This window comes from Mesorhizobium sp. WSM4935 (assembly GCF_029625735.1).
In the GTDB taxonomy this organism is placed as follows: Bacteria; Pseudomonadota; Alphaproteobacteria; order Rhizobiales; family Rhizobiaceae; genus Mesorhizobium.
Genome location: NZ_JARTVR010000003.1, coordinates 651,859 through 673,983 on the forward strand (window position 1 = coordinate 651,859; position 22,125 = coordinate 673,983).

The window sequence follows — 22,125 nt, forward strand, 5'->3', positions numbered from 1 at the left end:
GGCGTGGCTGAGCAGACTTCGACCGCGAATGCGTGGCCGGCAAATCCGGCCGACCTGATCCCGCAAGGACGCAAGCGCCTCGGCTGGGGCCTGCTGGCCATTGCAACGCTTGGCCTGCTGGCGATCATCATCGTGCAGATCCTCTACAAGACCGAGATGTCCACGGTCGGATTCTACACCTGGCGCCCTGTGGTCTACGCCTACATCTTCTGGGGCGCAGCGCTTGGCGCCTGGCAGGTGCTTACGCGCGGCGAGGATGGGCAGCGCGCGCTGTTCCTTTTGCCGGCGCTGCTCTTCACCATCGCCATGGTGATCTTCCCGACGCTGTTCGGCTTCTACATCGCGCTGACCGACTGGAACCTCAGCTCGTATACCGGACGAAGGTTCAACGGCCTCGACAATTTCTGGCAGATGCTGGCCGACCCCTATTACCGCAACGCGCTGTTCAACATGGTGCTCTATGTGCTTGCGGTGCTGGTCGAATATGTCGTCGCCTTCGGCCTTGCGCTCCTGCTCAACGCGCAGATCCGGGCCCGCAAATTCTTCCGCGTCGTGTTCCTGCTGCCGCTGATGCTGTCGCCGGTCGCCGTGTCCTGGATGGTCGGCAAATCGCTGATGGAGTACCGGTTCGGGCCGGCGGCGACGCTGGCGCGCCATCTCGGCTGGGACAATCCCGCCTTCTTCTCCGATCCGATCACCGCCCGCATCGCGATCATGATGCTCGACGCCTGGACCTTCATCCCGTTCATGATGATCATGCTGCTTGCCGGCCTGCAGGCGATGTCGCGCGAGGTGCTGGAAGCTGCCCGCGTGGATGGCGCGACCGCATGGCAGACCTTCTGGCAGGTCACCTTCCCGCTGATGCTGCCAGTGTCGGTGACGGCCGTGATCCTGCGCATCATTTTCAAGCTAAAGCTTGCTGACATCATCATCACCCTGACCTCCGGCGGCCCCGGCGGCGCCACCGATTCCGTTTCGAGCTTCATCTACCGCGAATACCGCGACCGCTCGAATGTCGGCTACGGCACCATGCTGGCCATGGCCTATCTGATCATCATCATCGTCTTCGTGACCTGGCTGTTGAAAGTCGCCAGTCGCTTCGTGCGCAACGTCAACTGAGCGGCATCATGAGCGTCCAGACCACCGAATACACCGTTTCCGAGATCCGCTCGCCGGCCGCCTTTATCACCAGCCGTGTCTTCATCTATGGCGCGCTTATCTTCTGGGCTTTCGTCTGCCTGTTCCCGATCTATTGGACGATCACCACCTCGTTCAAATCGGCGGTCGACGTCACGCAAGGCCATCTCATCCCCTTCGTCGACTTCCAGCCGGATTGGAAGGGCTGGCGCTCGCTCGGCCTGTCGCCGGATTCGATCCTCCAGACATCTACCGTGCGCGACGAGTTCCTCAAACGCTTCATGAACTCGGTCATCACCTCGGTCGGCGCATCAAGCCTCGCCATCGTCATCGGCAGCCTCGCCGCCTACGGCCTTGTCCGCTACCGCTACAAATTCGCCTGGTTCAAGAACGAGGACATCTCCTTCTTCTTCTTGTCGCAGCTCATCCTGCCGCCGGTCGTGCTGGCGCTCCCGTTCCTGGTGCTCTATCGGGAAGTCGCCCTCCTCGACACACGCATCGGGCTCGTGCTCCTCTACACGCTGATGGTGCTGCCGATCGTGATCTGGATCATGCGCGACCAGTTCAACTCCATTCCCGTCGAATTGGAGGAGGCGGCCTTAGTCGACGGCCTGTCGATCTGGGGCGCCTTTTTCCGCATCGTCATGCCGATCGCGCTGCCGGGCATGGTCGCCGCTTTCATCCTGGCGATGGTGCTGTGCTGGAATGAATATTTCTTCGCCGCCCTTCTGACGTCGACCGATGCCAAGACCATCCCTGTCATGGTGGCGAGCCAGACCGGCTCGCAAGGCATCAACTGGTGGTCGATGGCAGCCCTTGCGACCGCGGCGATCGCGCCGCTGGCCATCATCGGCATCGCGCTCGAACGTTATCTGATCATGGGCATGACGGCGGGCTCGGTGAAGTAGCGAGGACTCGACCGACGCCTCGCGCATGTCGCCCGAAGCGGGCCGGTCAGTCCGCCGCTATATAGCTTCGGCTGGCGCAAAGAAGCAGTTTTCGTGCTCCTCGGTCGGATGCAAGCAGATGTGAAAGTTGTCGTCGCCAGACGGAATGACACTGTCATAAGGAACGAGATAGCGGTTCTGGTGAGTGACTTTTCGATGATCTCCCGGCCGCAGGATGATCACATAGCCATCCGCGCTCGGCGTGACAGCGGTGCTGGGGATACTGCTGCATTCGCCTGTCATTGAATCGCCGTGACAGCAGGCCGGCGGATAAGTCCAGCCACTGCCGGCCCCGTGCGCAAACGCGGAAACATCCTGAAGTTCTGCAGCCGTGACGACTACGCCTGCAAACGTTGCTACGCGTATCACTGAGGTTCCCTCGGGTTCCGGGTACAATTAGTTTTACAATATAGCTTATTTTGATTTGCTAATATATAGGCTGGAGGACTTCTTGACGGCCTCCTTCAAGAACCCGACTAGGCAGAAAGCGTCGTCCGCAAATGCTCCAGGATCATGGCGACGCCCTTTTGCCCCAGCTCGGCCGAAGCTTCCGGCGCGCTCTTCGTGTACCAGCTGGTATTGTCCGAGAAATGCCCGGCATCCACCGCCTCCGGACACAGCGCCAGCATCAGCGACGTCTCGCCGATGCCGGCATGGTCGAACGGATATTTGCCATTCATCGCGGCGGGCATCAGCGGGTGCACCTGCACCCAGTTGAAGACATTCTCGCCCTGCGCATGGCCGGCATAATAGTCGGCCATGCTGTTGGAGCCCCACCAGCCCTCCCCGCGCTCCTTCTCCAGGAAGCGGAAGATCGCCTGGCGGCCGGCGGTCTTGAAGGCGAGATCGGTCGGCATACCGGCCACGAAATTCTCGGTCTGGTGGTGGATGATGGCGTGGATGTTGCGGAAGCCGATGCGCAACAGGCCATAGAACAATTCCTCCGCGAAGGGCGAAAGCACCGGACCGCCGACCTGCACCGAGCCGCTGCCTTCCGGCGCCGCCACCGCATAGCTTGCCGCGCCGTAGTAGAAGGGCGGCAGGATGACGATGTCTCTCTCCTTCTCGATCAACTCCACCGTCTTGATGACGGCCAGCGTGTCCATGCCGACCGCCATGTGCTCGCCATGGTATTCGAGCACACCGAGCGGCAGCACGACCGGCCAGTTCTCCTCGATCGCCTTGCGGATCTGGTGCGGCAGCATCAGCTCGTAACGCATCGCCTACTCCATATTGGTGTGCCTGGCGCGCATCGCTTCCGGCGTCGCGCCAGTCAGCGTCTTGAGCTTCAGCACCATGATTTCGAACAGAAGGAACAGCGCGCCTTCGAACAGCGAGCCCATCGGCAGCACCGAGCTTCTTGCCGCGCCCTGGTCGCTGGCCATCGTCTGAGCCGGAATGAGCAGGGTGAAATCGGCAAGCTTTGCGGCGCTGCCTGCCGGTTCTGCTGTCAGGAGCAGCACCTTCGCGCCGGCATGGCGGGCAACCCGCATCAAGGTCAGCACCGTAGTGGTCTCGCCCGGCCCCGAACTCGCCAGGAATACGTCCCCCTGCCCCAGCGGCGGCGTGGTCATGTCGCCGACGACCGAGACCGGCAGGCCGAGATGGTAGAGCCGCATGGCGAAGCCCTTCACCTGCAGCGCCTCGCGGCCGCAGCCATAGACGGCGACCTTGCCGGCGCCGGCCAGCATGGCGCAGGCGGCGTCGATCCGCGCTTCGTCCGTGCGCGCTAGCACCGCGCCAAGCTCGCCCAGCGCGGTCGCGAACATTCCGGATGCGGCTTTGGTCATGACGCTCACCCTGCCTGCCGAGGTATCGCTTGTCCTTTGGATTTGCCGCGCGCTGCCGCGAAAGGCTTGTTTCTGTTCATGCTACCATTGGGAAAATCGCTGTCCAATGAGCCTCGGCACTTTTGCTGAGCCACGGGCGTGATAGTGTCATGTCAGACAAATCACTCCGGGACATCGTCAGACATGAAGACACGGCATTTCGACCGCATCGGCAATGGCGGCATCACCTTCACCGAGCTCGGCTTCGGCACCGCGCCGCTCGGCAATCTCTATCGCGCCATTTCCGACGAGGACGCCAACGCCACCCTGGAAGCGGCATGGGCGACCGGATGCCGCTACTATGACACGGCGCCGCTTTACGGCCTCGGTCTGTCGGAAACGCGCCTCAACCCGTTCCTGCGCGGCAGAAAGCGTGACGACTATGTGCTGTCGAGCAAGGTCGGCCGCCTCATGCGCGCCGCCCCGCCGGACCAGCGCACCGGCATAGGCAAGTTCTTCGAGACGCCGTCGCGCCGGGAAGTCTACGACTACTCCTATGACGGTGTCATGCGCTCCTTCGAAGCCTCGTTGGAGCGTCTTGGCGTCGACCGCATCGACATCCTCTTCGTCCACGACGTCGACATCTTCACCCATGGCAGCAAGGAGGCATCCGACGCGCGCATCGAGGAATTCATGTCGTCCGGCTATTACGGGCTGCTGGCGCTGCGCGACCAAGGCGTGATCAAGGCCTTCGGCGGCGGCATCAACGAGTGGCAGGTCGCCCAGACGCTCGCCGAGCGCGGCGATTTCGACCTGTTCCTGCTCGCCGGCCGCTATACACTGCTCGAACAGGAAGCGCTGCAGTCCTTCCTGCCGCTTTGCCAGAAGCGCGGCATCGGCATCGTGCTGGGCGGCCCCTACAATTCCGGTGTGCTGGCGACCGGGCCGAAGCCCGGCGCCTTCTACAATTACAGCGAGGCGCCGAAGGAGATCCTCGATCGCGTGGCGCGTATCGAGGCAGTCTGCAAGCGCCACAATGTGCGCCTGATCGAGGCGGCGCTGCAATTCCCGCTGCAGCACCCCTCGGTGATGTCGGTGATCCCTGGCGGCCAGCGGCCGGCCGAAGTCGAAAGCAACCGCGCGCTGCTTGACACCAAGATACCGGCGGCGCTCTGGGCGGATTTGAAACAGGAAGGCCTGATGCGCGCCGACGCGCCAACGGCCTGAGCGCTCCGGAAAAAGTGCGGGTCCGACCGCCAAAAAAGAAAAGCCGGGCAAGCCCGGCTTTTCTGCACTTAAAGAAAAAGGTCTTAGTTGACCGCGTCCTTGAGGCCCTTGCCGGCCGAGAACTTCGGCACGGTGCGCGCCGGAATCTTCACTTCCGCGCCGGTCTGCGGATTGCGGCCGGTCGAAGCAGCGCGTTTTGACACGGTGAAATTTCCGAAGCCGACAAGCCGGACATCGCCGCCCTTCTTCAGTTCGCCTGTGATCACGGAGAACACCGCATCGACGGCGGACTGCGCATCAGCCTTCGAAATGCTTGCGGCATCGGCGACAGCGGACACCAGTTCGTTCTTGTTCATCAAAATTCCCTTCCATGAGAAAACCGGAACTTACGACTCATCCGGCAGGAAACGGACTTTAGAAAGAAGCGTTCAGGAACCCAAGCCGAAAACCGCGGAATTCCGGGCTTTTTTGCACTTTTCGTGGCTTTTTCACATGAAAAAAGCCGGGCTCAGGGCCCGGCTCTCTGCTTGTTGCGCTGCAACGTTAGAACATCCTAATGAGCAAGCGATTTTCCGGCATCGTCGCCGGTATCGACCGGAGCCGGCGCATTGACCGGCTCGACCCACTCGATCGGCTCCGGCATCCGGGTCAGCGCGTGGGCGAGCACCTCGCCGACCCGCGAGACCGGGACGATCTCCATGCCGTTCTTCACGTTGTCCGGAATGTCCGCCAGATCCTTGACGTTCTCTTCCGGGATCAGGACCTTCTTGATGCCGCCGCGCAGAGCCGCGAGCAGCTTCTCCTTCAGGCCGCCGATCGGCAGGATGCGGCCGCGCAGCGTGATCTCGCCGGTCATCGCCACATCGGCCCGGACCGGGATACCCGTCAGCACCGACACGATGGCCGTGGCCATCGCCGCGCCGGCGGACGGGCCGTCCTTCGGGGTCGCGCCTTCCGGCAAGTGGACGTGGATGTCGCGCTTGTCGAACAGTGGCGGTTCGATGCCGAAATCGAGCGCCCGGGAGCGGACATAGGAGGCCGCCGCCGAGATCGATTCCTTCATCACGTCGCGCAGATTGCCGGTCACCGTCATGCGGCCCTTGCCGGGCATCATGACGCCTTCGATCGTCAACAGCTCGCCGCCGACTTCCGTCCAGGCAAGACCCGTGACCACGCCGACCTGATCGTCGGCCTCGACCTGGCCGAAGCGGAAGCGCGGCACGCCAAGATAATCGGCGAGGTTATCCGCCGTGATCTTCACCGTCTTCTTCTTCGTCCGCAGGATCTCGGTCACCGCCTTGCGCCCGAGCTTCATCAGCTCGCGCTCCAGGCTGCGCACGCCGGCTTCCCGCGTGTAGGTCTGGATAATGCCGCGGATCGCGTCCTCGCCGACCGAGAATTCGTTCGGCTGCAGGGCGTGGTCGCGGATCACCTTGGGCATCAGGTGACGCTTGGCGATCTCGATCTTCTCATCCTCGGTGTAACCGGCGATGCGGATGATCTCCATGCGGTCCATCAGGGGCGCAGGGATGTTCAGCGTGTTCGCCGTCGTCACGAACATCACGCTCGACAGGTCGTATTCGACCTCGAGGTAATGGTCCATGAACGTCGAGTTCTGCTCCGGATCGAGCACCTCGAGCAGGGCCGAAGAAGGGTCGCCGCGGAAGTCCTGGCCCATCTTATCGATCTCGTCGAGCAGGAAGAGCGGGTTGGACTTCTTGGCCTTCTTCATCGACTGGATGACCTTGCCGGGCATCGAGCCGATATAGGTCCGCCTGTGGCCGCGGATCTCGGCCTCGTCACGCACGCCGCCGAGCGCCATGCGGATGAACTCGCGGCCGGTCGCCTTGGCGATCGACTTGCCGAGCGAGGTCTTGCCGACGCCGGGCGGTCCGACGAGGCACAGGATCGGTCCCTTGATCTTCTTCTGGCGGCTCTGCACGGCGAGATACTCGACGATGCGCTCCTTGACCTTGTCGAGGCCGAAATGATCGGCGTCGAGCACGTCCTGCGCATAGTTCAGGTCCTGCTTGACCTTGGAGTTCTTGCCCCAGGGAATCGACAGCAGCCAGTCGAGATAGTTGCGCACGACCGTCGATTCAGCCGACATCGGCGACATCGAACGCAGCTTCTTCAATTCGGCTTCCGCCTTCTCGCGGGCCTCCTTGGAGAGCTTGGTCTTCTTGATGCGCGCCTCGATCTCGGCGGCCTCGTCGCGGCCGTCCTCGCCCTCGCCGAGCTCCTTCTGGATCGCCTTCATCTGCTCGTTGAGGTAGTACTCGCGCTGTGTCTTCTCCATCTGGCGCTTGACGCGCGAGCGGATGCGCTTTTCCACCTGGAGCACGGAGATTTCGGCTTCCATGAAGCCCATCGCCTTCTCCAGACGCTCCTTGACGGAAAGCGTGGCGAGCATCTCCTGCTTCTCGGGGATCTTTATGGCGAGATGCGAGGCAACCGTATCGGCGAGCTTGGAATAGTCGTCGATCTGGCTGGCGGCACCAACCACTTCGGGCGAAATCTTCTTGTTCAGCTTGACGTAATTCTCGAAGTCGGTGACGACCGAGCGGGCAAGCGCCTCGATCTCGACCTCTTCCTCTTCCGGCTCGGCGAGCGCCGCGGCGCGGGCCTCATGGAAGTCGGGACGATCGGTGAACGACACGATCTTGGCGCGGGAGGCGCCCTCGACGAGAACCTTCACGGTGCCGTCGGGCAGCTTCAAAAGCTGCAGCACATTGGCGAGCGTGCCGATGTCGAAAATCGCATCGGGTTCAGGATCGTCGTCGGCTGCATTCATCTGGGTGGCGAGCAGGATCTGCTTTTCCTGACCCATCACCTCTTCCAGCGCCTTGATCGACTTTTCACGGCCCACGAAGAGCGGAACGATCATATGCGGGAACACGACGATATCGCGCAGTGGGAGGACTGCGAAAACGCCGTCGCCGGAAGCCTTGGATATTTTGGCCATTGTCCAACCTTTCATGTCGCGGCCGCTTATTTAGCCAACCGCGAATCTCATATTAACGACCGAGTGTCGTTCCGCCTACCACCGTTTGTGACGGGAGTTTTACAGCACAGAATTCGGCGCCTCGGCCTTCCGCTGTTAGGTGGATGCAGTCGGGGCAAAGATCAAGGGTTAACATGGTCGCTCGAGCCGTTCCACTGTCCACCTCCCGCCTTTGACAGCAAAACGGCGCCACGCGGGCGCCGTTCCACGAAAATTGACGGGGTCCAGTGCCATTTCAGGCACTGACATTGCCCTTCTTTTCCTTCTGCTCGGAATAGATGTAGAGCGGCCGGGCGTTGCCGGACACCACCTCTTCCGAAATCACCACCTCGCGCACGCCTTCCAGCGCCGGCAGTTCGAACATCGTGTCGAGCAGAATTGCTTCCATGATGGAACGCAGGCCGCGCGCGCCGGTCTTGCGCTCGATAGCGCGCTTGGCGATCGCCGACAGCGCGTTCTCGTGGAATGTCAGGTCGACATTCTCCATCTCGAACAGCCGCTGATACTGCTTGACCAGCGCGTTCTTCGGCTCGGTCAGGATCTGGATCAGTGCCGGCTCGTCGAGGTCTTCCAGCGTCGCCAGAACCGGCAGACGGCCGACGAATTCGGGGATCAGGCCGAATTTCAACAGGTCCTCGGGCTCGACCTGGCGGAACAGGTCGCCGGTGCGCCGATCCTCGGGCGAGGCCACGGTCGCGCCGAAGCCGATCGAGGTCTTGCGGCCGCGGTCCGAGATGATCTTGTCCAGACCCGCAAAGGCGCCGCCACAGATGAACAGGATGTTGGCGGTGTCAACCTGCAGGAATTCCTGCTGCGGATGCTTGCGGCCGCCCTGCGGCGGCACCGAGGCGACCGTGCCTTCCATGATCTTGAGCAGCGCCTGCTGGACGCCCTCGCCCGACACGTCGCGGGTGATCGAGGGATTGTCCGACTTGCGCGAGATCTTGTCGATCTCGTCGATATAGACGATGCCGCGCTGGGCGCGCTCGACATTGTAGTCGGCCGACTGCAATAGCTTCAGGATGATGTTCTCGACATCCTCGCCGACATAGCCGGCCTCGGTCAGCGTCGTGGCGTCGGCCATGGTGAAGGGCACGTCGATGATGCGGGCGAGCGTCTGGGCGAGCAGCGTCTTGCCGCAGCCGGTCGGGCCGATCAAAAGGATGTTCGACTTCGCCAGCTCGACGTCGTTGTTCTTGCCGGCATGCGCCAGGCGCTTGTAGTGGTTGTGGACCGCCACCGACAGCACCCGCTTGGCGTAGGGCTGGCCTATGACATAGTCGTCGAGGACCTTGAGGATCTCCTGCGGGGTCGGCACGCCCTCGCGCGACTTCACCATCGAGGTCTTGTTCTCCTCGCGGATGATGTCCATGCACAGTTCGACGCATTCGTCGCAGATAAAGACCGTCGGTCCGGCGATCAGCTTGCGGACTTCGTGCTGGCTCTTGCCGCAAAACGAGCAGTAAAGCGTGTTCTTTGAATCACCGCCGCCGTTGCTGACCTTGCTCATTTTTCTGTCCTTTCACCGACGCCCGCCGATCGCCTGGCTTGGAGTGACGTCTCACCAATCTATCGCGGGAATCCGCCACCGCCAGTATCCCGGCTCACACAGCGCATTCCGTACGAAACACAATTCAGAAAACGCGGCAATGATTCGCAGCAACCCCATGCAAAGCTAAGCCGTCGAAAATCAACATAGCCTTAACGTAGGCAATCCCAAAGCCTGAGGGAACAGCCAATTGTGGCCGAAATGCCGCAAGACGCGCCAAAACCGCGTTATGCTGCCATTTGCTGTTGATATCAGGCTGAAACCGTGGCTGCCTCGGCCGCCTCGCGGCTTGAGATGACCTTGTCGATCAGACCAAAGTCCCTGGCCTCGTCCGCGGTCATGAAGTGGTCGCGATCCAGCGTCCTTTCGATCTCGTCATAGCTCTTGCCGGTGTGCTTGACATAGACCTCGTTCAGGCGGCGCTTCAGCTTAATGATGTCCTGGGCATGACGTTCGATGTCCGAAGCCTGGCCCTGGAAGCCGCCGGACGGCTGGTGGACCATGATCCGGGCGTTCGGCGTGGCGAAACGCATGTCCTTGTGGCCGGCGGTGAGGAGCAGCGAACCCATCGAGGCAGCCTGGCCGATGCAGAGCGTCGACACCGCCGGCTTGATGAACTGCATGGTGTCGTAGATCGCCATGCCCGAGGTGACGACGCCGCCCGGCGAATTGATATAGAGGTTGATTTCTTTCTTCGGGTTCTCCGCCTCGAGGAACAAAAGCTGTGCACAAACCAGCGTCGCCATCCCGTCCTCGACCGGGCCGGTGATGAAGATGATGCGTTCCTTCAGGAGGCGCGAGAAAATGTCATAGGCGCGCTCGCCGCGATTGGTCTGCTCGACCACCATCGGAACGAGGTTCATGTAGGTTTCAACGGGGTTCTTCATGGACTACCCTTGTTGGAGATGGATTCCGGCACCTTGGTGTTATCAGCAATCGCGCGGAATCGTTCTGGATCGGTTACGACCTAAATAGGATGCCGGCTCACCCTAGCGCAAGGCCGCCTCTCCTAGCCATCTGGTTAAGTCGAATCAAGCGTTGCAACGACCGGCGAAGCCCAGGCGAATAGGCCTAAGAGACAGGCTCGGTCCGGTTGCCGAACCGAAGCCATGGCTAGGTAGCAATTCCTTAACCGCGCCGCTTAACGAAAAGCTTCGAAATCGCTGTCCGGCCCCGGACCTTCCGCTACAGTCCTGCGTTGTGAAGGCGCCCTTTTTCAACGGGGGAATGTCATGATCCGCAAAAGCTCCGCATTGCTGGCGGCCGCCGCGATGCTTGCCAGCGTCTGTGAAACCGCCGCCGGCGGTCGCGCGCTCGAATGCTATGAGCCGATCCATAGGCCGCCACTTTACGACACCGTCTACGAGGATGTGATGCTGAGCCCGGGCGGGCAGGTGGTCGATTACGATGCGCCGATCTACGGCACCTATCAAAGCGTGGACCAGATCGCGCCGCCGCGCGTCACCTATGAGACCGTGCCGGCGGTGACGCGCACGGTCTACCACACCGTCAAGGTCGACGACGGCGGCTATGCCTGGGAATGGCGCATCATCCATGGCCGCAAGGTGCTGTGCAAGGTATGGCGCAAGGCCCGCTATGCGCGTGTCGCCGAGACGGTCGTGATCCAGCCGGAGCGCGTCCGGCGCGTCGTTCAGCCGGCGGAATATGAAGCGGTTGCCCACGAAGTGCTGGTGCGTCCGCAACAGGTCCGCATCCGGGACATCCCGCCTTCATACGGAACGGTGGCGCGCAGAGTTGTGGTGCGGGAAGGTTCGACAAACTGGCGGCGGGTGCATGTCCCGCAGCATTGCCAGGATTAAAGCATGTCTCCCGAAAGTGGGACCCGGTTTCGGGATAAAGACATGCCTAAAATCAAAAACCTAAAGCGCATGGAGCGAATCTGAAAGATCGCGACGCGCTTTAGGCGATATTCGCCTGCACGGCCGGGCGGCGGTATGCGCACGCTCCGGCCGGAACGGGCCCGATCAGGCCAGATCGACGTCGAGGATCGCCATCGAGAAATTATAGTCGCCGTCGTCCTCGTCCTTGAAGACGATGCCGAGGAACTCGTCGCCGACATAGACCTCGGCCGAGTCTTCCTTGCGCGGGCGCGCCTTCACCTGCAGCTTGGGATTTTGGAAGACGCGCTTGAAATAGGCGTCCAGCTTTCTGATCTCGTCAGGCTTCAAAAGTCTTCTCCGAAATGTCGGCCTCGTTCGATGGAACGCGCTTCTGACACGCCAACGATGGCCATGTAAAGGCAAGCCGGCACAATTGCATAGGACAAAAGCGGCCGGGCCTGGCGGCCGGATTTCGGCGCTTCCGACCACGGCGGCTGTCAGATGTCGAAGCTGACCACGTGGTCCATGCTCTGCGACGGCAGCAGCTGGTCCATTTGCCGCGAGGGCTGGTCGCAGCCGGTCTCCCCGACGACGCGCGCGGGCACGCCGGCGACCGTCTTGTTGTGCGGCACAGGCGACAGCACGACCGAGCCGGCCGCGATCTTGGAGCAATGGCCGATCTCGATATTGCCGAGGATCTTGGCGCCGGCGCCGATCAGCACGCCGCGGCGGATCTTCGGGTGCCGGTCGCCACTGGCCTTGCCGGTGCCGCCCAGCGTCACCCCGTGCAGGATCGAGACATCATCCTCGATGACGGCCGTCTGGCCGACGACCAGGCCCGTGGCATGGTCGAGGAAGATGCCCTTGCCGATGCGGGCGGCCGGATTGATGTCGGTCTGGAACACCGAGGACGAGCGGCTCTGCAGGTAGAGCGCGAAGTCCCGGCGGCCCTGGTTCCACAGCCAATGCGCCAGCCGGTGCGTCTGAATGGCGTGAAAACCCTTGAAATAGAGGACCGGCATGATGAAGCGGTCGCAGGCAGGGTCGCGATCGTAATAGGCCTGGATGTCGACGCGAACAGTCGAACTCCACTCCGGATCGTCGTTAAGCATCGCCTTGAAGGTCTGGCGGATGAGATCGGAACCGATATCCTGATGCGCCAGGCGCTCGGCAAGCCGGTGGACCACCGCTTCTTCCAGGCTCTCCTGGTTGAGGATGGTCGAATAGAGGAAGGCCGCAAGCAGCGGATCGCGGTTCACCGCCTCCATCGCCTCGTCGCGGATCGACCGCCAGATCGGGTCGACCGGCTGCACCATGCTGGGGCGGGCAATCGTAACGCTGTTCATCGACGCTCTCCGGCCTTGCTCATTCTCCGGCGGCACATATAGGCCAGATCATAGCACGGTTGAACTCAATTTTCCTTAGTGCTTTGTCAAATGGACCTGGTTCACGCAAATTCAAGCGACGATGGAAAACGAACCCTTGATCGACGAAGCGCTGAAAAGCGAGCTTGCGGCGCTCTATCGGGCTGCGGATCGCCACTATCACGCCCTGGCCCACATCGAAGCGATGCTGGCGCTCGCAACCGAATACCGGCGCCTTCTTCATGACCCCGAGGCCGTCGAGGCGGCGATCTGGTTCCACGACGCCATCTATGACAGCCGCGCCAAGGATAATGAGGCAAAAAGCGCCGAATTGGCCGAAAAAAGGCTCGCCGGACGCGTCGCTCCTCATCGCCTCGCCCGCATAGCGGCGATGATCAACGCCACCGCTACGCACCAGCTGCCGGCTTTCCGCGACGAGGACGCGCTCAAGGATGCGGCTTTTTTGCTCGACATGGATCTGGCGATCCTCGGCGCCGAACCGGCGGTGTTCGATGCTTACGAGAAGGCGATCCGGCTCGAATATGGGTGGGCGGAGGAGCCGATGTGGCGCGCCGGCCGCTCGGCCGTCCTGCAGAATTTTCTCGCCCGGCCGCATATTTTCCGGACGACCGAGTTCCGCGATCGGTTCGAGGCGCAGGCGAGGGAAAATCTCAGCCGTTCACTGCAAGCCCTGCAAGACCTGCCCTGATAGGCCCATACTCCCGCCGGGCTTTGCCTCTATGCCCAAATCCGGGACCCTGCGATCACTATCGAATGTGAACCGCTCTGGGATGGCCGTCAGCATGGAAAACAGCTTTCACCAACCCGTCGACGCCGCGCAGGTGCCGCGATTTGCCGGGCTTTCCACCTTCATGCGGCTGCCGGCCGTGCCGAGCGCGAAAGGGCTGGACATCGCCCTTGTCGGCATTCCCTGGGACGGCGGCACGACCAACCGGGCCGGCGCCCGCCACGGTCCGCGCGAGATCAGGAACCAGTCGAGCCTGATGCGCCGCGTCCACCACGTTTCGGGGACCGAACCGTTCAGCATCGCCAATGTCGCCGATGTCGGCGACGTCTCGGTCAACCCCATCAACCTGCTCGACGGGTTGAAGCGCATCGAGGAGAGCATTGCCGCGATCGTCGCCGAAGGCGCCGTCCCGCTGGTCGCCGGCGGCGACCACCTGACGACGCTGCCGGTGCTGCGCGCGGTGGCCGGCAAGGCACCTGTTGGCATGATCCACTTCGACGCGCATTCCGACACCAACGATCGCTACTTCGGCGACAATCCCTACACCCACGGAACGCCTTTCCGTCGCGCGATCGAGGAAGGGCTGCTCGACCCCAAGCGTGTGGTCCAGATCGGGATCAGAGGCTCGATCTACGAACCGGGCGAGCACGACTGGGCAACGTCCCAGGGCATACGCATCATCTATATGGAAGAGTTCGTCCGGCGCGGCGCCGCTTCCGTCATGCAGGAAGCGCGCGATCTCGTCGGCGACAGTCCGACTTATGTGACGTTCGACATCGACTGCATCGATCCGTCCATGGCCCCCGGCACCGGCACGCCGGAGCTCGGCGGCTTCACCACGCGCGAGGCGCAGGAGATGGTCCGATTGCTGGGCGGATTGAATTTTGCGGGCGCCGATGTCGTCGAGGTCGCGCCTCCCTTTGACGTCGGCGGCATGACGGCGCTGGCCGGCGCGACGATGATGTTCGAGCTGCTATGCGTCATGGCGAGATCCCTCGCCGACAGGCGAGCGCACGGCTAGCGCGAGCGCGCCGCGCGCTCAGAGCGGGTTTTCGGCGTAGAACTCGAGCACGCGCTGCTTGAAGCTCTTGTCGCCGACGGCGAGCATATGGTCGCGTCCCTCGATGTGGAAGGCCCTGGCATTGGGCATCAGGGCGGCGAGCTCGTCCGGCGAGCCGCCGATATCGTCCTTCGTGCCGACGGCGATCAGCGTCGGCTGCGCGATGCGGGCCATGTCGTCCTCGCTGAGCAGCTCGCGCGACTTTGCGATGCAGGCCGCGAGCGCGCGACGGTCGCTGCGCGTCTGGTCGGCGAAGGCGCGGAAGGAGCGGCCGCGCGGATGTGTGGTCTGGGAGGGATCCTCCGCCAGCAGCGCTGCCGCGATCGGATCCCAGTCGCCGACGCCGTCGACCATGCCGATGCCGAGGCCGCCGAAAACCAGCGTGGCGACCTTCTGCGGATCGGAGAGCGCCAGGAAAGCCGAAACGCGCGCGCCCATGGAATAGCCCATCACATGCGCGCGCTTGATGCCGAGATGATCGAGCAGCGCGGCCGCGTCTGACGCCATCTTTTCCGGTGTGTAATCGGCTTCGTCGTAGCTCTTCGATGACGAGCCATGACCGCGATGGTCGAAGGCGATCGCCCGATAGCCGGCATCGTTCAGCGTCTTGAACCAGCCCGGCGAGACCCAGTTGACATAGTGGCTGGAGGCAAAGCCGTGGATCATCAGCACGGGGTCGCCCTGCCCGGAGGCCGGCTGGCGATCGAGATAGGCAAGCTCGAAACCGTCATGCGAAAAGAAATCCATCGGCGGAACTGCTTTCAGTTCGAACCGGCGCTGATGGCCGGATGGCGCAAGAGATCGCCTTCCTTGATGCCGTCCTTGGCGGCCATGCCTGCTTTCAGTTCAAGCACGAAGCGCACGGGCTGTCCGGGCGAGATGATCGCTTCGGATTCGGGCTCGCCGCGTCTGATGGCTTTGATCCTGCCGTCCTGCCCGATGAAGATCAGGTCGAGCGCCATCGGCGTGTTCTTCATCCAGAAATCCACCTCGGCGGTTCTTTCGAAGACAAACAACATGCCGTGATCGTCGGCCATCGTCCGGCGAAACATCAGGCCTGCCTCCCGCTCCGCAGAGGTGTCGGCAATCTCGATGGAGAAGGAACGTTCGCCCGAACCGGTCGACACCACAAGCGGCGTCCGGTCGATGGGCAGCAGCATCGCATCCGCCGAACTCGGCTTGGCGGCGATGAAACAGGCGGCGAAAACGATCGCGGCGCAGAGCGCGCTCGCAGTCAACCAATTGCGGTGGGCCATGGGATACCTCGTCCAGAGCCTCGTCCTAACCCATGATCCGGCGAAGTGGAACCGGGTTTCGGACAAAGATGGTCAGTCCGCGGCGCCGGGGCTGTTCGATGGCGTCGAGAGGCCCTTAATGCGAGACCGACAAGGTACCCATATCGGGGTGGATTTCGGCGGCCATGAGGCCTTTGTCCCCGCGTCCGAAGCGGACGAGCACGACCTGCCCGGGCCGGAGCTCGGTTATACCGTAGCGCCGCAGCGTCTCCATATGGACGAAAATGTCTTCCGTCCCCTCGCCCCGCGTCAGGAAGCCGAAACCCTTGGTGCGGTTGAACCACTTGACCAAGGCCCGCTCGAGGCCGCTCTCGGGGCTCACGGTAACATGGGTACGCTGTTCCTGCTCGGCCGGGTGGACAGCCGTCGAAGCATCCATGGACAGGACGCGGAAAGCCTGCAGCCCGCGCTCGCCCTGTTTCACGAGGCAGACGACCCGCGCGCCCTCAAGCGCCGTCTGGAAGCCATCCCTTCGAAGACAAGTCACATGGAGGAGGATATCACCCGAGACGCCGTCGTCCGGAAGAATGAAACCGTAGCCCTTGGCCACGTCGAACCATTTGATAGCGCCGGCGATTTCGACAAGCTCGGCGGGGTCGCCGCCATTGTCCCGCTTCAAGGCGTCGTCAAGGCTTCCGTCCCGCCTCGTAAAAGAGGCTTTTTCCCCCATAAGAATGCCCCCTTTTTCAAACTAAACCGCAACTGATTCTTGCCAAGAGATTAACACTGCGGCTTCCGGGGTGTGCAAGGGCTGACGTGCCTTTTTTCACCGTTCAGTACCGGAAAGGTTGAAATGTTGTTTGCCGGCGCTTCCCAAAGACGAGCGGCGAAGCCCTAAATCAGCCCTGCCGCCGCAATTGTCGGACGATTGCCCTTTCGCCGGGCGGCCCCTATGTTGCCAGGCAACCCCAACACCCGAGGAAGCCGCCATGCGCTATCTGCACACAATGGTCCGCGTCGCCGACATCGACCAGTCGCTCGACTTCTACTGCAACAAGCTCGGCCTGAAGGAGGTGCGGCGTTACGAAAACGAGCAGGGCCGCTACACGCTGATCTTCCTCGCCGCGCCCGAAGACGAGCAGAGCGGCATCAATGAGAAGGCGCCGCTGATCGAGCTGACCTACAATTGGGACCCGGAGGACTATAAGGGCGGCCGCAATTTCGGCCACCTCGCCTATGAGGTCGACGACATCTACGCCACCTGCCAGAAGCTGATGGACAATGGCGTGACCATCAATCGTCCGCCGCGCGACGGCAACATGGCCTTCATCCGCTCGCCGGACGGCATCTCGATCGAGCTGCTGCAGAAAGGCCCCGCGAAGGCGAAGGCCGAACCCTGGGCCTCGATGCCGAACACGGGCGTCTGGTAAAGCCGGCGCTCCAACGCCGATTTGATCGGCGGCCGCTGGCGTTTCGCCTGGCATTGCCTATCTATCTTCCATTGGCGCCAGCCTTATCCAGGCTGGCGTTTTCGCCAGGAGAATTTCATGCCGACCAGCCGCGCCGATGTCGCCACCGAACATGCAAGCCGCTATCTGCAGCAGCTCTGCAAGCACTGGTCGCACAAATTCCCGGTTGAGTTCGACCCGCAACACGGCGCCATCCAGCTCTCGATCGGCCGCACCGTGATGGATGCCGACGATCATGCCCTGCATATCGCTTTGGCCGCCGATGATGAGGCTTCGCTGGAGCGGCTGGAGAGCGTGGTCGCCGACCACATCAAGCGCTTCGCCTTCCGCGAGGAATTGAGCTTCGAGTGGCAGAAGGCCGCTTAAGTCCCCACTGCCTCAGGCGCGGCCGGCCTTGCCGGCCATCTCGAGCAGCGCCAACACGCTGCGCCAGTTGCGCGCCGTGCCCGGCACCTTCAAGGTGCGCGGGATGAGATTGGCGAACACCGATTTGCCGAGCCCATCCGGCGCATGAAGATAAAGCACGTCGCCCTTGATCTCGAAACGCTCAGGCCCGGTGCATTTGTCGGCCAGCCGCTTCGTCTCCTCGGCGGTCGGCTCCCGCTCCAGCGCATAGGCGTGCAGCTTGGTCGGCTCGCCGGCGATCTCAGGATAGGGATTGTCCGTCACCAGCCGCTCGAACCAGCCGGCATCGCGTACCATGATGCGCGAGTTGAAGCCCCATTTCTTCTCGAAGGCTGTCTCGAGTTCCTTAGTCAACGCCGCCGCGTCCTCCGTCTTCGCCCGGAACACGACATTGCCGCTTTGCACATAGGTCGCGACATCGCTGAAGCCGAGGCCTTCGAAGAAGGCCTTGAGCTCCGCCATTTTGACGATGCGGTTGCCGCCGACATTGATGCCGGAAAACAGCGCCACGAAAACCGTGCTTTGTTTCGCGCTCATATGATGAATCCCGCCAGCGTCTCGTTGTCGGTGATGTCCTGATATTGCACGCCCTCGGCGTCGAAATTGGCCTTCAGCAGGTCGAAATTGCGCCGGTCTTTGGTCTCGATGCCGATCAGCACCGAGCCGAAATTGCGCGCCGACTTCTTCAGATATTCGAAGCGGGCGATGTCGTCGTCGGGGCCGAGCATTTGAAGGAAATCGCGCAACGCGCCGGGCCGCTGCGGAAAGCGGATGATGAAGTATTTCTTCAGCCCCTCGAAGCGCAGCGCCCGCTCCTTCACGTCCGGCAGCCGCTCGAAGTCGAAATTGCCGCCCGAGACCACGGCGACGATGGTCTTGCCCCTGATCTCCTTGCGCGAAAAATCCTTGAGCGCGTCGATCGCCAGCGCGCCGGCCGGCTCCAGCACGACGCCCTCGACATTGAGCATTTCGATCATGGTGGCGCAGAGGCGGTTCTCCGGAACCAGCCGCACGGTGTCGGCGGTGAAGTCCTTGAGATGGCGCAGCGGCTCGCGGCCGATCTCGGCCACAGCGGCGCCGTCGACGAAATTATCGACCTTGGCGAGCTTGACCCGCTTGCCGCTGGCAAGGCTCTCAGCGAGGCTCGGCGCGCCAGCCGGCTCGCAGAACACGAAACGCGGATCGCGGTGCTGTTCGTCGAAATAGTGCGTGACGCCGGCGGCAAGGCCGCCGCCGCCCACCGGCAGCATGACGATGTCGGGCACGCGCCCTCCCGGCATCTGCGCCGCGATCTCGTAGGCGACCGTCGCCTGGCCCTCGATGATGTCCTTGTGATCGAAGGGCGGCACCATATGCGCTCCGGTGCTCTCGGTGAATTCGAAGGCGGCGCGGTAGCAATCGTCGAAGAAGTCGCCGACCAGCCTGATCTCGACGAAATCGCCGCCGAACAGCCGCGTCTTGTCGATCTTCTGCTGCGGCGTCGTCACCGGCATGAACACGACGCCCTTCTTGCCGAAATGGCGGCAGACGAAGGCGAAACCCTGCGCGTGGTTGCCAGCGGAGGCGCAGACGAACAGCTCGGCATTGTTGCCTGCGGCGAGCGCCTTGCGGAAGAAGTTGAAGGCGCCCCTGATCTTGTAGGAACGCACCGGCGTCAGATCCTCGCGCTTCAAAAGCACGCGGGCGCCGGTCTTCTTCGACAGATAGTCGTTCTCCTGCAGCGGCGTTTCCGGAAAGATGCCGCGGATCGCCTCGGCGGCCGCGGCAACGCGAGAAGAGAAGCTGTTCACAGAAGTCCCTCATCGGATCTCGGCGGCAAACGCCAGGACAGCCATCGCCCGTGCCGGCAAACCTTCCTGCCGCCCTTTTGGCTTTCGCGCAACACCATGATGGCTGTCGCCCATCGTCGAACGGATTTTCGCTGGACACGACTTACTTTAGCCGCACTTCGCCTGTGGGGGAGATTTTCGCGGAGGTGGACGGCCAATTGTGGCCGCGGTGGAATTGCAGTGGAAGTGTCGACGTGCGGTTGCAGACAATTCTGATTATTGCCCTTGGCCTGCTGATGGCGGGTTGCGCGGGCCACCAGACGCAAGAAATCCTGGGCAGCGTCGTCGTGCCGACGCAGGCGACCGAGATCGCCGGCAACCATTCGATCTTCATCGCCACCACGCGCAAGCGGTCCGATGACCCGAACAAGGTCTTCGACGGCGAACGCTCGGCGACGCTCAACTACGCCCGCGTCAACGTCACTGTTCCCCCCATTCATCAGACCGGCCAGATCGAGCGTCGTTCGCGCGGCAAGTCGAACGACCCGACCAAGTATTTCATGGCCTCGGAAGTCGTCGGCTACGACACGCAGCCGAAATTCGCCAGCGCCCTCAACGCCGACATCGACGCGCGCGGCGGACGTGTGATGGTCTTCGTCCATGGCTACAACACCGGCTTCGACGATGCCGTCTACCGGCTGACCCAGATCGTCCATGATTCCGGCTATCCGGGCACGCCGGTGCTGTTCTCCTGGGCTTCCGGCGCCAAGACTACCGACTATGTCTATGACAAGGAGAGTGCCGCCGCCGCCCGCGATCAGCTGGAAGTGACGCTCAGGATGCTCGCGCAGACCGGCGCCCGACGCATCGACATCGTCGCCCATTCGATGGGAACCTGGGTGACGATGGAAACGCTGCGCCAGCTCGCCATCACCGGCGACCGCGATCTCGGCGGCAAGCTCGGCGATGTGGTGCTCGCCTCGCCAGACATTGATGTCGACGTCTTCAAGAGCCAGATGCGCCGCTACGGCAAGCCGGACAAGCCCTTCATCCTGCTCTTGTCGGACGACGACCGGGCGTTGCGGCTCTCCGGCCTAATCGCCGGCTCGCGGCCGCGCGTCGGCGACTATCGCGACGCTGCCGACCTCGCCTCCTACGGCGTCACGGTCGTCGACCTTTCCAAGATCAAGGGCAATGACAGCTTCAACCACACCAAATTCGCCGACAATCCGATGATGGTGCAGATGATCGGACAGCGGCTTCGCGAGGATGACGGCTTCGCCAGCGACCGCGACGTAACCGACCGCATCCGCCAGTTGGCCGCGCAGTAACCCTATCCGCGCGGTTTGCGCGTCGCCTTGAATTTGAACTGGACCCGGCAGCCCTCTGGCTTTATCGGAAGGACAGGAGAGGTTTGCCACCCTTGGGGGACCCCGGGTGACCGTGCATGTGAAGATCGTCGTCGGCCTTGCCTTCGCGCTCGCCCTCGCCGGCTGCGCCGGTCCCACGCACGATCTGCTCAACCGCAAGGCGGTCACGGCGCCTGCCTCCGACATTGCCGCCAGGCACGAGATATTCGTCGCCACGACCCGCCAGCCGGCAACCAAGGATCCCCGCCAGGTGTTCGACGGCGACCGTTCGCTGACCACCAGCTACGCCCGTGTCGACGTCACCGTGCCGAAGATCCATCAGGTCGGCGCGATCGAGCGCGCCAAGGGGTCGGCCGACTCCAACCCGGCCAAGCAGTTCACCGCCACCGATGTCGTGCACTATGGCGACGCGCAGCAATTCGCCAAAGCAGTCGGCGCCGACATTTCCATGCGCGGCGACCGCGCTTTGGTATTCGTTCACGGCTTCAACAACGGTTTCGATGACGGCATCTACCGCATCACGCAGATAGCGCATGACACCAAATATCCCGGAACGCCGGTGCTGTTCTCATGGGCATCGAGCGCCAAGGCGACCGGCTATATCTACGACAAGGACAGCTCAACCGCCGCGCGCGACGACCTCGAGGCGACGCTGCGGATGCTCGCCAAGACGCACGTCAAGAGCATCGACATCATCGCCCATTCGATGGGCACCTGGCTGACGATGGAAGCTTTGCGCCAGCTCGCCATCACCGGCGACCGCGATCTCGGCGGCAAGCTCGGCTACGTCATCCTCGCCTCGCCCGACATCGACGTCGATGTCTTCAAGAAGCAGATGATCCGCTACGGCAAGCCCGACAAGCCCTTCGCCATCTTGCTTTCGGGCGACGATCGGGCGCTCAAGCTGTCGAGCTTCATTTCCGGCGACAAGCCGCGCGTCGGCGATTACGGCAACGCCGCAGATCTCGCCAATTACGGTGTGACGGTCGTCGACCTGACCCAGACCAAGGGCGGCGACGGCCTGAACCATGCCAAATTCGCCGATAACCCGATTCTGGTGCAACTGCTGGGCAACCGGCTGCGCACGCCGGCCGGACTTGCCTCGGACGAGCCCGACCCGACACAGCTCAACGATATCGGCCAGGGGCTCGGCAAGGCGGTCGGCTCGGTCGCCGAGGTCGTCATCACCACGCCGTTCAAGGTGTTGACCATCGCGACTGGTGGCTGAGCC

The 22,125-nt window shown here is 62.5% G+C and carries 24 protein-coding genes; 10 read left to right on the top strand and 14 right to left on the bottom strand.

Features of this window, described 5'->3' with window-relative positions:
• Positions 1–3 precede the first annotated feature (3 nt).
• Positions 4–1,119 (top strand): carbohydrate ABC transporter permease, encoded by a 1,116-nt coding sequence (locus tag P9273_RS11230; protein WP_278048947.1) that lies wholly within the window; start codon positions 4–6, stop codon positions 1,117–1,119.
• 8 nt (positions 1,120–1,127) lie between these two features.
• Positions 1,128–2,045, top strand: a complete 918-nt coding sequence (locus P9273_RS11235) for a carbohydrate ABC transporter permease (RefSeq protein WP_040995488.1) — start codon at positions 1,128–1,130, stop codon at positions 2,043–2,045.
• Positions 2,046–2,102: 57 nt separating this feature from the next.
• On the opposite strand, the gene P9273_RS11240 is transcribed toward P9273_RS11235, so the two are convergent.
• The 3 genes from P9273_RS11240 to P9273_RS11250 all read right to left on the bottom strand — a co-directional run bounded on the left by P9273_RS11240 (position 2,103) and on the right by P9273_RS11250 (position 3,874).
• Positions 2,103–2,453, bottom strand: a complete 351-nt coding sequence (locus P9273_RS11240; protein WP_082045063.1) for a hypothetical protein — start codon at positions 2,451–2,453, stop codon at positions 2,103–2,105.
• Positions 2,454–2,560: 107 nt separating this feature from the next.
• Positions 2,561–3,304, bottom strand: coding sequence for a creatininase family protein (locus P9273_RS11245; RefSeq protein WP_278048948.1), 744 nt, complete (start codon positions 3,302–3,304; stop codon positions 2,561–2,563).
• Between the two features lie 3 nt (positions 3,305–3,307).
• Positions 3,308–3,874 carry an SIS domain-containing protein gene (locus P9273_RS11250; protein WP_278048949.1) on the bottom strand — a complete coding sequence of 189 codons (567 nt, stop codon included), beginning with the start codon at positions 3,872–3,874 and terminating at the stop codon, positions 3,308–3,310.
• 183 nt (positions 3,875–4,057) lie between these two features.
• On the opposite strand from P9273_RS11250, the gene P9273_RS11255 reads away from it, so the two are divergent.
• Positions 4,058–5,080 carry an aldo/keto reductase gene (locus P9273_RS11255; protein WP_278048950.1) on the top strand — a complete coding sequence of 341 codons (1,023 nt, stop codon included), beginning with the start codon at positions 4,058–4,060 and terminating at the stop codon, positions 5,078–5,080.
• Between the two features lie 83 nt (positions 5,081–5,163).
• Here the strand turns inward: P9273_RS11255 and hupB are convergent, their stop codons facing one another.
• The 4 genes from hupB to P9273_RS11275 all read right to left on the bottom strand — a co-directional run bounded on the left by hupB (position 5,164) and on the right by P9273_RS11275 (position 10,520).
• Positions 5,164–5,436: a DNA-binding protein HupB gene (hupB, locus tag P9273_RS11260; RefSeq protein ID WP_040969493.1), complete on the bottom strand. Its 273-nt coding sequence runs from the start codon at positions 5,434–5,436 to the stop codon at positions 5,164–5,166.
• A 197-nt stretch (positions 5,437–5,633) separates the two neighbouring features.
• The gene (gene lon / locus P9273_RS11265) at positions 5,634–8,045 is read right to left on the bottom strand and encodes an endopeptidase La (RefSeq protein ID WP_040995491.1); all 2,412 of its coding nucleotides are present in this window, start codon (positions 8,043–8,045) and stop codon (positions 5,634–5,636) included.
• A 274-nt stretch (positions 8,046–8,319) separates the two neighbouring features.
• Positions 8,320–9,594, bottom strand: coding sequence for an ATP-dependent Clp protease ATP-binding subunit ClpX (clpX, locus tag P9273_RS11270; RefSeq protein ID WP_040981372.1), 1,275 nt, complete (start codon positions 9,592–9,594; stop codon positions 8,320–8,322).
• 290 nt (positions 9,595–9,884) lie between these two features.
• The gene (locus P9273_RS11275) at positions 9,885–10,520 is read right to left on the bottom strand and encodes an ATP-dependent Clp protease proteolytic subunit (RefSeq protein WP_040995492.1); all 636 of its coding nucleotides are present in this window, start codon (positions 10,518–10,520) and stop codon (positions 9,885–9,887) included.
• Between the two features lie 345 nt (positions 10,521–10,865).
• Between P9273_RS11275 and P9273_RS11280 the strand changes: the two genes are divergently transcribed.
• Complete coding sequence (locus P9273_RS11280; RefSeq protein ID WP_278048951.1) at positions 10,866–11,453, top strand: hypothetical protein; 588 nt, start codon at positions 10,866–10,868, stop codon at positions 11,451–11,453.
• 165 nt (positions 11,454–11,618) lie between these two features.
• On the opposite strand, the gene P9273_RS11285 is transcribed toward P9273_RS11280, so the two are convergent.
• Together P9273_RS11285 and cysE are read right to left on the bottom strand one after the other, a co-directional pair.
• The gene (locus P9273_RS11285; RefSeq protein WP_040969488.1) at positions 11,619–11,822 is read right to left on the bottom strand and encodes a DUF3126 family protein; all 204 of its coding nucleotides are present in this window, start codon (positions 11,820–11,822) and stop codon (positions 11,619–11,621) included.
• 149 nt (positions 11,823–11,971) lie between these two features.
• Positions 11,972–12,820, bottom strand: coding sequence for a serine O-acetyltransferase (cysE, locus tag P9273_RS11290; protein WP_278048953.1), 849 nt, complete (start codon positions 12,818–12,820; stop codon positions 11,972–11,974).
• A gap of 121 nt (positions 12,821–12,941) precedes the next feature.
• Between cysE and P9273_RS11295 the strand changes: the two genes are divergently transcribed.
• Together P9273_RS11295 and speB are read left to right on the top strand one after the other, a co-directional pair.
• Positions 12,942–13,547: an HD domain-containing protein gene (locus P9273_RS11295; protein WP_278048954.1), complete on the top strand. Its 606-nt coding sequence runs from the start codon at positions 12,942–12,944 to the stop codon at positions 13,545–13,547.
• Between the two features lie 94 nt (positions 13,548–13,641).
• The gene (gene speB, locus P9273_RS11300; protein WP_278048955.1) at positions 13,642–14,607 is read left to right on the top strand and encodes an agmatinase; all 966 of its coding nucleotides are present in this window, start codon (positions 13,642–13,644) and stop codon (positions 14,605–14,607) included.
• An 18-nt stretch (positions 14,608–14,625) separates the two neighbouring features.
• On the opposite strand, the gene P9273_RS11305 is transcribed toward speB, so the two are convergent.
• The 3 genes from P9273_RS11305 to P9273_RS11315 form a co-directional block, all read right to left on the bottom strand.
• The gene (locus tag P9273_RS11305; RefSeq protein ID WP_278048956.1) at positions 14,626–15,393 is read right to left on the bottom strand and encodes an alpha/beta fold hydrolase; all 768 of its coding nucleotides are present in this window, start codon (positions 15,391–15,393) and stop codon (positions 14,626–14,628) included.
• Positions 15,394–15,407: 14 nt separating this feature from the next.
• Positions 15,408–15,902: a DUF192 domain-containing protein gene (locus P9273_RS11310; RefSeq protein WP_278048957.1), complete on the bottom strand. Its 495-nt coding sequence runs from the start codon at positions 15,900–15,902 to the stop codon at positions 15,408–15,410.
• Positions 15,903–16,017: 115 nt separating this feature from the next.
• Positions 16,018–16,611 carry a cold-shock protein gene (locus P9273_RS11315; protein ID WP_040995498.1) on the bottom strand — a complete coding sequence of 198 codons (594 nt, stop codon included), beginning with the start codon at positions 16,609–16,611 and terminating at the stop codon, positions 16,018–16,020.
• 259 nt (positions 16,612–16,870) lie between these two features.
• On the opposite strand from P9273_RS11315, the gene gloA reads away from it, so the two are divergent.
• Both gloA and P9273_RS11325 read left to right on the top strand, forming a co-directional pair.
• Positions 16,871–17,311: a lactoylglutathione lyase gene (gene gloA / locus P9273_RS11320; RefSeq protein WP_040995499.1), complete on the top strand. Its 441-nt coding sequence runs from the start codon at positions 16,871–16,873 to the stop codon at positions 17,309–17,311.
• 117 nt (positions 17,312–17,428) lie between these two features.
• Positions 17,429–17,716 (top strand): DUF2218 domain-containing protein, encoded by a 288-nt coding sequence (locus tag P9273_RS11325; protein ID WP_278048958.1) that lies wholly within the window; start codon positions 17,429–17,431, stop codon positions 17,714–17,716.
• Positions 17,717–17,728: 12 nt separating this feature from the next.
• Here the strand turns inward: P9273_RS11325 and P9273_RS11330 are convergent, their stop codons facing one another.
• Positions 17,729–18,292 carry a DUF1697 domain-containing protein gene (locus P9273_RS11330; protein ID WP_278048959.1) on the bottom strand — a complete coding sequence of 188 codons (564 nt, stop codon included), beginning with the start codon at positions 18,290–18,292 and terminating at the stop codon, positions 17,729–17,731.
• Complete coding sequence (gene ilvA / locus P9273_RS11335; protein ID WP_278048960.1) at positions 18,289–19,545, bottom strand: threonine ammonia-lyase IlvA; 1,257 nt, start codon at positions 19,543–19,545, stop codon at positions 18,289–18,291. Before ilvA ends, P9273_RS11330 begins: the two co-directional genes overlap by 4 nt.
• A gap of 275 nt (positions 19,546–19,820) precedes the next feature.
• On the opposite strand from ilvA, the gene P9273_RS11340 reads away from it, so the two are divergent.
• Positions 19,821–20,855 (top strand): alpha/beta hydrolase, encoded by a 1,035-nt coding sequence (locus P9273_RS11340; RefSeq protein WP_278049042.1) that lies wholly within the window; start codon positions 19,821–19,823, stop codon positions 20,853–20,855.
• 106 nt (positions 20,856–20,961) lie between these two features.
• On the top strand, positions 20,962–22,122 hold the full coding sequence (locus P9273_RS11345) for an alpha/beta hydrolase (protein ID WP_278048961.1): 1,161 nt from the start codon (positions 20,962–20,964) through the stop codon (positions 22,120–22,122).
• Positions 22,123–22,125: the final 3 nt, after the last annotated feature.

What these genes read in the sequence shown, in the direction of transcription:
- P9273_RS11325 (WP_278048958.1), top strand. Translation starts at nt 17,429, where the DNA reads ATGCCGACCAGCCGCGCCGATGTCGCCACCGAACATGCAAGCCGCTAT.
- P9273_RS11315 (WP_040995498.1), bottom strand. Translation starts at nt 16,611, where the DNA reads ATGGGGGAAAAAGCCTCTTTTACGAGGCGGGACGGAAGCCTTGACGAC.
- gloA (WP_040995499.1), top strand. Translation starts at nt 16,871, where the DNA reads ATGCGCTATCTGCACACAATGGTCCGCGTCGCCGACATCGACCAGTCG.
- lon (WP_040995491.1), bottom strand. Translation starts at nt 8,045, where the DNA reads ATGGCCAAAATATCCAAGGCTTCCGGCGACGGCGTTTTCGCAGTCCTC.
- P9273_RS11255 (WP_278048950.1), top strand. Translation starts at nt 4,058, where the DNA reads ATGAAGACACGGCATTTCGACCGCATCGGCAATGGCGGCATCACCTTC.
- P9273_RS11245 (WP_278048948.1), bottom strand. Translation starts at nt 3,304, where the DNA reads ATGCGTTACGAGCTGATGCTGCCGCACCAGATCCGCAAGGCGATCGAG.
- P9273_RS11310 (WP_278048957.1), bottom strand. Translation starts at nt 15,902, where the DNA reads ATGGCCCACCGCAATTGGTTGACTGCGAGCGCGCTCTGCGCCGCGATC.
- P9273_RS11295 (WP_278048954.1), top strand. Translation starts at nt 12,942, where the DNA reads ATGGAAAACGAACCCTTGATCGACGAAGCGCTGAAAAGCGAGCTTGCG.
- P9273_RS11275 (WP_040995492.1), bottom strand. Translation starts at nt 10,520, where the DNA reads ATGAAGAACCCCGTTGAAACCTACATGAACCTCGTTCCGATGGTGGTC.
- speB (WP_278048955.1), top strand. Translation starts at nt 13,642, where the DNA reads ATGGAAAACAGCTTTCACCAACCCGTCGACGCCGCGCAGGTGCCGCGA.
- clpX (WP_040981372.1), bottom strand. Translation starts at nt 9,594, where the DNA reads ATGAGCAAGGTCAGCAACGGCGGCGGTGATTCAAAGAACACGCTTTAC.
- P9273_RS11250 (WP_278048949.1), bottom strand. Translation starts at nt 3,874, where the DNA reads ATGACCAAAGCCGCATCCGGAATGTTCGCGACCGCGCTGGGCGAGCTT.
- cysE (WP_278048953.1), bottom strand. Translation starts at nt 12,820, where the DNA reads ATGAACAGCGTTACGATTGCCCGCCCCAGCATGGTGCAGCCGGTCGAC.
- hupB (WP_040969493.1), bottom strand. Translation starts at nt 5,436, where the DNA reads ATGAACAAGAACGAACTGGTGTCCGCTGTCGCCGATGCCGCAAGCATT.
- P9273_RS11330 (WP_278048959.1), bottom strand. Translation starts at nt 18,292, where the DNA reads ATGAGCGCGAAACAAAGCACGGTTTTCGTGGCGCTGTTTTCCGGCATC.
- P9273_RS11340 (WP_278049042.1), top strand. Translation starts at nt 19,821, where the DNA reads ATGGCGGGTTGCGCGGGCCACCAGACGCAAGAAATCCTGGGCAGCGTC.
- P9273_RS11235 (WP_040995488.1), top strand. Translation starts at nt 1,128, where the DNA reads ATGAGCGTCCAGACCACCGAATACACCGTTTCCGAGATCCGCTCGCCG.
- P9273_RS11280 (WP_278048951.1), top strand. Translation starts at nt 10,866, where the DNA reads ATGATCCGCAAAAGCTCCGCATTGCTGGCGGCCGCCGCGATGCTTGCC.
- P9273_RS11305 (WP_278048956.1), bottom strand. Translation starts at nt 15,393, where the DNA reads ATGGATTTCTTTTCGCATGACGGTTTCGAGCTTGCCTATCTCGATCGC.